Annotated in this window: 1 rRNA gene (running past one end of the window); it reads left to right on the top strand. The window is 56.6% G+C overall.

Annotated elements, in window-relative coordinates:
* A 23S ribosomal RNA gene (locus AC07FT_RS36230) occupies positions 1-1175 on the top strand; it begins 2037 nt to the left of the window's first position.
* Positions 1176-1196: the final 21 nt, after the last annotated feature.

Here is a 1196-nt window from a genome sequence, read left to right as displayed (position 1 = left end):
CCTGAGCTGGTGGTGGCCGCAGAGACCAGCGAGAAGCGACTGTTTACTAAAAACACAGGTCCGTGCGAAGCCGTAAGGCGATGTATACGGACTGACGCCTGCCCGGTGCTGGAACGTTAAGGGGACCGGTTAGCTCCATTTCGGTGGGGCGAAGCTGAGAACTTAAGCGCCAGTAAACGGCGGTGGTAACTATAACCATCCTAAGGTAGCGAAATTCCTTGTCGGGTAAGTTCCGACCTGCACGAATGGCGTAACGACTTCTCGACTGTCTCAACCATAGGCCCGGTGAAATTGCACTACGAGTAAAGATGCTCGTTTCGCGCAGCAGGACGGAAAGACCCCGGGACCTTTACTATAGCTTGATATTGGTGTTCGGTTCGGCTTGTGTAGGATAGGTGGGAGACTGTGAAGCGGGCACGCCAGTGTTCGTGGAGTCATTGTTGAAATACCACTCTGGTCGTGCTGGATGTCTAACCTGGGTCCGTGATCCGGATCAGGGACAGTGTCTGGTGGGTAGTTTAACTGGGGCGGTTGCCTCCTAAAGAGTAACGGAGGCGCCCAAAGGTTCCCTCAGCCTGGTTGGCAATCAGGTGTTGAGTGTAAGTGCACAAGGGAGCTTGACTGTGAGACTGACGGGTCGAGCAGGGACGAAAGTCGGGACTAGTGATCCGGCGGTGGCTTGTGGAAGCGCCGTCGCTCAACGGATAAAAGGTACCCCGGGGATAACAGGCTGATCTTCCCCAAGAGTCCATATCGACGGGATGGTTTGGCACCTCGATGTCGGCTCGTCGCATCCTGGGGCTGGAGTCGGTCCCAAGGGTTGGGCTGTTCGCCCATTAAAGCGGTACGCGAGCTGGGTTTAGAACGTCGTGAGACAGTTCGGTCCCTATCCGCTGTGCGCGTAGGAGTCTTGAGAAGGGCTGTCCCTAGTACGAGAGGACCGGGACGGACGAACCTCTGGTGTGCCAGTTGTCCTGCCAAGGGCATGGCTGGTTGGCTACGTTCGGGAGGGATAACCGCTGAAAGCATCTAAGCGGGAAGCCTGCTTCGAGATGAGGGCTCCCACCCACTTGATGGGGTAAGGCTCCCAGTAGACGACTGGGTTGATAGGCCAGATATGGAAGCCGGGTGACCGGTGGAGTTGACTGGTACTAATAGGCCGAGGGCTTGTCCTCAGTTGCTCGCGTCCACTGTGT

It is taken from the genome of Streptomyces sp. NPDC045899 (genome assembly GCF_056431485.1).
This window is presented reverse-complemented; position numbering and strand designations above follow the sequence as displayed.